Source organism: Actinomycetota bacterium, from assembly GCA_028698215.1.
Taxonomy (GTDB): domain Bacteria; phylum Actinomycetota; class Humimicrobiia; order Humimicrobiales; family Humimicrobiaceae; genus Halolacustris.
Genome location: JAQVDY010000012.1, coordinates 1 through 5,385 on the forward strand (window position 1 = coordinate 1; position 5,385 = coordinate 5,385).

The 5,385-nt window shown below is 43.1% G+C and carries 6 protein-coding genes; 3 read left to right on the forward strand and 3 right to left on the reverse strand.

The window, feature by feature from the left end; genetic code table 11:
* Positions 1-135: 135 nt before the first annotated feature.
* Complete coding sequence (locus tag PHN32_05135; GenBank protein ID MDD3776971.1) at positions 136-414, forward strand: 2TM domain-containing protein; 279 nt, start codon at positions 136-138, stop codon at positions 412-414.
* Between the two features lie 36 nt (positions 415-450).
* Here the strand turns inward: PHN32_05135 and ligD are convergent, their stop codons facing one another.
* A complete protein-coding gene (ligD, locus tag PHN32_05140; GenBank protein ID MDD3776972.1) occupies positions 451-1,362 on the reverse strand; it encodes a non-homologous end-joining DNA ligase in 912 nt (303 codons plus the stop codon).
* A gap of 35 nt (positions 1,363-1,397) precedes the next feature.
* Positions 1,398-1,985 (reverse strand): DNA polymerase ligase N-terminal domain-containing protein, encoded by a 588-nt coding sequence (locus PHN32_05145; protein MDD3776973.1) that lies wholly within the window; start codon positions 1,983-1,985, stop codon positions 1,398-1,400.
* A gap of 179 nt (positions 1,986-2,164) precedes the next feature.
* On the opposite strand from PHN32_05145, the gene cysK reads away from it, so the two are divergent.
* Positions 2,165-3,079, forward strand: coding sequence for a cysteine synthase A (gene cysK, locus PHN32_05150; GenBank protein MDD3776974.1), 915 nt, complete (start codon positions 2,165-2,167; stop codon positions 3,077-3,079).
* 24 nt (positions 3,080-3,103) lie between these two features.
* On the opposite strand, the gene mnmA is transcribed toward cysK, so the two are convergent.
* On the reverse strand, positions 3,104-4,195 hold the full coding sequence (gene mnmA, locus PHN32_05155; protein MDD3776975.1) for a tRNA 2-thiouridine(34) synthase MnmA: 1,092 nt from the start codon (positions 4,193-4,195) through the stop codon (positions 3,104-3,106).
* Positions 4,196-4,255: 60 nt separating this feature from the next.
* On the opposite strand from mnmA, the gene bshC reads away from it, so the two are divergent.
* Positions 4,256-5,385, forward strand: a 1,130-nt coding sequence (gene bshC / locus PHN32_05160; protein ID MDD3776976.1) for a bacillithiol biosynthesis cysteine-adding enzyme BshC, incomplete at its 3' end; no start/stop codon positions are given.

The window sequence follows — 5,385 nt, forward strand, 5'->3', positions numbered from 1 at the left end:
AATATGGGCAATATCCTGTATCCGCTAGTAATGGTGGTACTGATTATAATACTGGTAGGATTGGCTATATCGGTAATAGTCAATCTGGTAAAACTAATAGTATTTATGGTGAAAAAAGAAATATAAGGAGTATAAATGGACGAAAAGGAAAAATACGAAAAAGCTAAAAAAAGGGTAGAGGAGATCAAGGGATTTTATGTTCACCTTATTACCTATGTAGCAGTTATATTGGTCTTAATGGTAATTAACCTAATAGCTTCTCCCAGTTTTTTGTGGTTTTTGATCGTAGCTGGAGGCTGGGGATTTGGCTTGTTCTGGCATGCTATGGGGGTGTTTGTATTTGGCAAGGGCAGCATGTCTGGCTGGGAAGAAAGAAAAATAAAGGAAATAATGGAAAAAGATCATATAAAGTAGGTATTGGATTTGCATAGGTATCATTGATGATTTGAACTAAAAAACACTTATTTTTTTATTGATTTCCATTAAATCTTCACCAGGCTTATAAAAATGTTTCCAAGGGTCTTCTTTTTGACCTAATCTCCTGAATATGTTACTAAGATTATATTTTTGTGAGTCCATGCCGGGTTTATGAAGCTCATGCCAATCCAGGGGGACAGCAATAGGGGCCCGGGGAAGTGTTCTGATAGAATAAGGGCAGATGGTGGTCTGGCCATAGGCATTCCGGGTATAATCCAGGTATAGCCTTCCTTTCCTTTTTTCTTTTAAGGTCTCCAGGGTATATTGGAGGGGGGATTTACGGGCAAAACAGGAAGCTATCTTTCTGGCGGTGTCTCTCACCTGGTCAAAACTGAATCTGGGAAGCAGAGGTATAACCAGGTGAAGGCCGGAAGAGCCGGTGGTCATAACCCCGCATCTGACTGAAATACGGTCAAGAAAATTCTTTATGTTCACCGCGGCCTGCACCACCAGGTCAAAATTGTTGCCGGGAGGAGGGTCCAGGTCGAATATAAGTTTATCCGGGTAGCCTAAATCAGGGGTTTTGCTCAGCCAGGTATGAAAGGATAGTACTGCCTGGTTGGCCAAATAAAGCAAAGCGGCAGAAGAATTGCACAGGGCATGTCTTATGGGGCTGCCGTCAGCCCTGCTTAAGGTGATGGTATCTATCCAGTCTGGAAAATAATCTGGAGCTGCTTGCTGGTAGAAGATATCGCCATCCAGGCCGTCAGGGGCTCTTTGCATATTAAGCGGCCGGTGGGCCAGATGGGGAAGCATTACCGGGCCTATGTTCCGGTAATAATCAAGCACTTTTTGTTTGGAGTAATTGGGGACGGGGAAAAATATCTTTCCCAGGTTGGATAGTGTTAGCTTTCTGTTGTTAAATTTATAATTTTTTTCTTTCATTTTGGAACAGGCTTGAAAGGCATAGTTAAGCCTGGCTAGCTGGGTTTAGCTGTTTTTTCTTCCAATTCTTCTATGGTTAAGCCGCTTATAACTGACCGGGGTTCGGTATTAATGGGATTTCTCCGGGCATCGGCATACTGGTCTTTCATCTTTATAAACAGCCATCTCGCGTCCTGGCCCTGCTTGGAGCCGGTACGCAGCAGAACGTAAGCTCCTTTGAGTTTTTGGCCTTTAATAAAAATCTCCAGCTTCCCTTTTTCTAAGGCTTCCGGTACGGAGATATCCGGTTTTGCATTTTCATAGGTTCCCTTATCCCATACTATAACAGTCCCTGCCCCGTATTGGTTTTCTGGAATGATCCCTTCAAAATCAGCATATTCTAAAGGATGGTCTTCGGTAGGTATTGCCAGTTTTTTTTGGGAAGGGTCAGTGGAAGGACCTTTGGGTATTGCCCATGATTTTAATACCCCGTCCCATTCCAGGCGCAAATCATAGTGCAGGTTACGGGCATTATGTTTCTGAATAGTGTAGATTAAGCCCTGTTTACTGCCCTTGGCTTTGCCCTTAGGCTCATCGGTTTTGGAAAAATCTCTCTTACTTTTATATTCTTGTAGTTTATCCATAGGTCTCCCTTCTGTACTTTAGTGTAGATTCAGGGATAAAATAAGGCAAGAAAGTAAAATTGAGTTCTTAATTTATTCTTACATTAAGCTAAAAATCTTATATAATTACCAAAAAGGTTGAACTTAAACAGTATTTTTTGATCATAAACCTGCACTACAAATAGTCTTTGGAGGTAAAAATGGCATTTAATAATATTTTGGAAACCATCGGTAATACGCCTCTGGTAAAAATAAACCATATTGAATCCAGGATCCAGGTTTGGGCCAAGGTGGAGGCTTTTAATCCCGGTGGCAGCATAAAGGACCGCATAGCTTTAAGCATGATAGAAACTGCGGAAAAAGAAGGCAAAATAGAGCCTAAAAAATCTACCATAATTGAGCCTACCAGCGGTAATACAGGCATAGGCCTGGCTATAGTCTGTGCGGTTAAGGGTTACAGGTTAATACTTACCATGCCGGAGAGTATGAGCATGGAGAGGAGAAAGCTGCTGCATGCCTTGGGGGCAGAGATAAAGCTTACCCCTGCACAAAAGGGGATGAAAGGCTCTATCAGCCAGGCTGAAAGCCTGGCTGATAGCATAAAGCCCTCTTTTATACCCCAACAGTTTAAGAATCCAGCTAATCCCGGTATACATTTTAAGGCCACCGGCGCAGAAATCTGGGAGCAGTCCAAAGGCCTTATCGATATGTTGGTCTGCGGGGTAGGTACCGGAGGAACTATCACCGGGTGCAGTCAATATTTAAAGCAAAAGAATCCTAATCTGGTATCAGTGGCGGTGGAACCTTTTAGTTCCTCTGTCCTTTCTGGTTTTAAGCCGGGGCCACACAAAATTCAGGGAATAGGAGCAGGATTTGTACCGCCCGTCCTGGATACCGGCATCATAGACCGGATAGTGAGGGTAGAAGAAGATGATGCTGTAGCCGCTGCCAGGAAATTAGCCTGGAAAGAGGGCATACTGGCTGGAATATCATCAGGGGCTGCCCTGTGGGCTGCTACACAGCTGGCAGAAGCCGGGAAGGAAAACATTAAAAATATAGTAGTGGTTTTGCCGGATGGGGGAGAGAGATATATGAGTACCGGCCTGTTTGGGTAAGTTATTACTTACAATTAAGCAGTATCAGTCTATTATTCCCCCTCCTAAAAGCAGGTCGCCCTGGTAAAAAACTGCGGATTGGCCGGGGGTAACGGCTAGTTGGGGCGCATCGAACCTGCACAGTGCTTGATGGTTTTTATTTACTTTGATAAGGGCTGTGGCCGGAACAAAATTATATCTTATCATCACCTCTGCCTTGAATTCTGCTGCCGGCGGGTAGCCTGCTATGAAGTTGAGGCTGTTGATACTGAACTCGCTGGCAGCCAGTTCTTCTTTTTCCCCTACCACTACTTGGTTGTGCTCAGGAATTATTTTTGTTACATATAAGGGACGGCTATGGCTTATCCCCAGGCCTTTTCTCTGGCCTATGGTAAAATAGGGATATCCCGGGTGATGCCCCAGTACTTCTCCCTTGCTGTTTATAATATTTCCCCTGCGCTGGCCAAATTGCTGTGCCAGGTAATGCTGATAACCTTTATGGCTTATAAAGCAGATGTCCTGGCTTTCGGGTTTGTCGTTTAAAAATGGAAAGTAAAGGGAACCCATTTTTTTAATCTCTTTTTTATGATAACCACCCAAGGGAAACTTAACCATTTTTAGCTGTTCCTGGGTTAACCTCCACAGCATATAGCTTTGGTCTTTGGTGTGGTCTATTCCTTTACGGATAAGAAAAAAACCGTTGGTTTTTTCTACAATACAGTAATGCCCGGTAGCCAAGTAGCTTGCACCCTGCCGGAGGGCTTCCTGCAGCAGCAGGCCAAATTTTATTAAAGGATTACATTCAACGCAGGGATTAGGGGTAACTCCCTGCAAGTATTTCTTAAAAAAGGGATCTATGATCATATCTTTAAATTGGCTGGATACATCCAGGACCAGGTGGGGAATGTTTAGCTTGGCGCAAACCTGTGCGGCCAATTGGATGTCTATGGGGGAACAGCAGGTTTTGGTTTTATCATGGTAATCAAAATTGTCAGGCAGCACTTTTAAGGTTATGCCCATAACCTGGTAGCCTTGCTGCAGTAACAGCTGGGCAGTTACCGAGCTGTCTATGCCCCCGCTCATGGCAACTGCTACCAGGGGTGGCTCTTTATTTTCTTTCTGTACCAATTTGTCCATTTTATTTATTATTTATTGTATTATTAACTATATTATAATTTTTATATCATTAGTAAAAGAGTGGTACAACTGAAAACCTACCTGTTAAAGCAAAAAGAATTCTACTACAACCAACTTTTTTACAGCTACCTTTTTGAGTTTGAACGGTTGCAGCAGTTTTATGCCTATGATTACCGGAAAAAGAAAAGCTATACCAGTAGGGCAAAACAAATTTTCCAAAGCTACGACCATAATTACCGTAAAAAGCTGGCTGGGCAGCTGCTGGAGTATAACCGGGCTGTTGGTTGCGGAAAAGCTACTGAAGCCAATATAGGAAAATTATCCAGCAAGGATTCGCTAATAGTGGTAGGGGGACAGCAGCCGGTTTTTATGGGCGGTCCCTTGTTTATGGTTTTTAAGATAATTACCATAATTAAACTGTCGGAATGTTTAAAACAAAAATTAGGTATAGAGGTAATTCCGTGTTTCTGGAATGCCACCGATGACAGCAATATCAGCCAGGTGGACAGTGTCTATTTGGATTATCCCCAGAAGCAAGAATTGCTGGTGCCAGGATTGCCTGACGATAGGAGATTCTCTGACCTTTATCTGGATCAAGGACAGGTTGAAAATATTAAAAGTCAGTGGGAGGGTAAATTGCCCCATACTGACTTCAAGCCAGCTCTTTTAAAGCTATTATTAAAATCCTTACATTTTGTTGATTCGGGAAGGGGTGTAAGTTTTTCCCGCATGTTTTCTTCCCTGATGGTGGAACTTTTTTCATCCCGGGGCCTGATAATCATTGATCCGTCTTTAAGCAGTATCAGGAAGCTGTCCCTGGACCTGGTGCAGAAGGATTTACAATTATACCACCAGGCAGGCCTACTGGCTCAAAAAAAGGGCAATATTTTAACCAATATGGGGTACCATAGCCAGATTAACCCTAATCCGGAGAGCCTTAACTTCTTTTTGGCCCAGGACGGACAAAGGGAAAAAGTGACTGTGGAAAAAAATTGCTATAAAGCAGGCCACAAGTCATATACCAGGGAAGAATTTATGGCAATGATAGCCAAGGATAATTTCCGGCTAAGCTATAATGTAATGCTCCGGCCAATGATTCAGGATACCTTATTTCCAGTATTGGCTACAGTCTGCGGTCCGGGAGAAGTTAGTTATTTTGCCCAGCTTAAGGAAGTATATGAACTGTATGG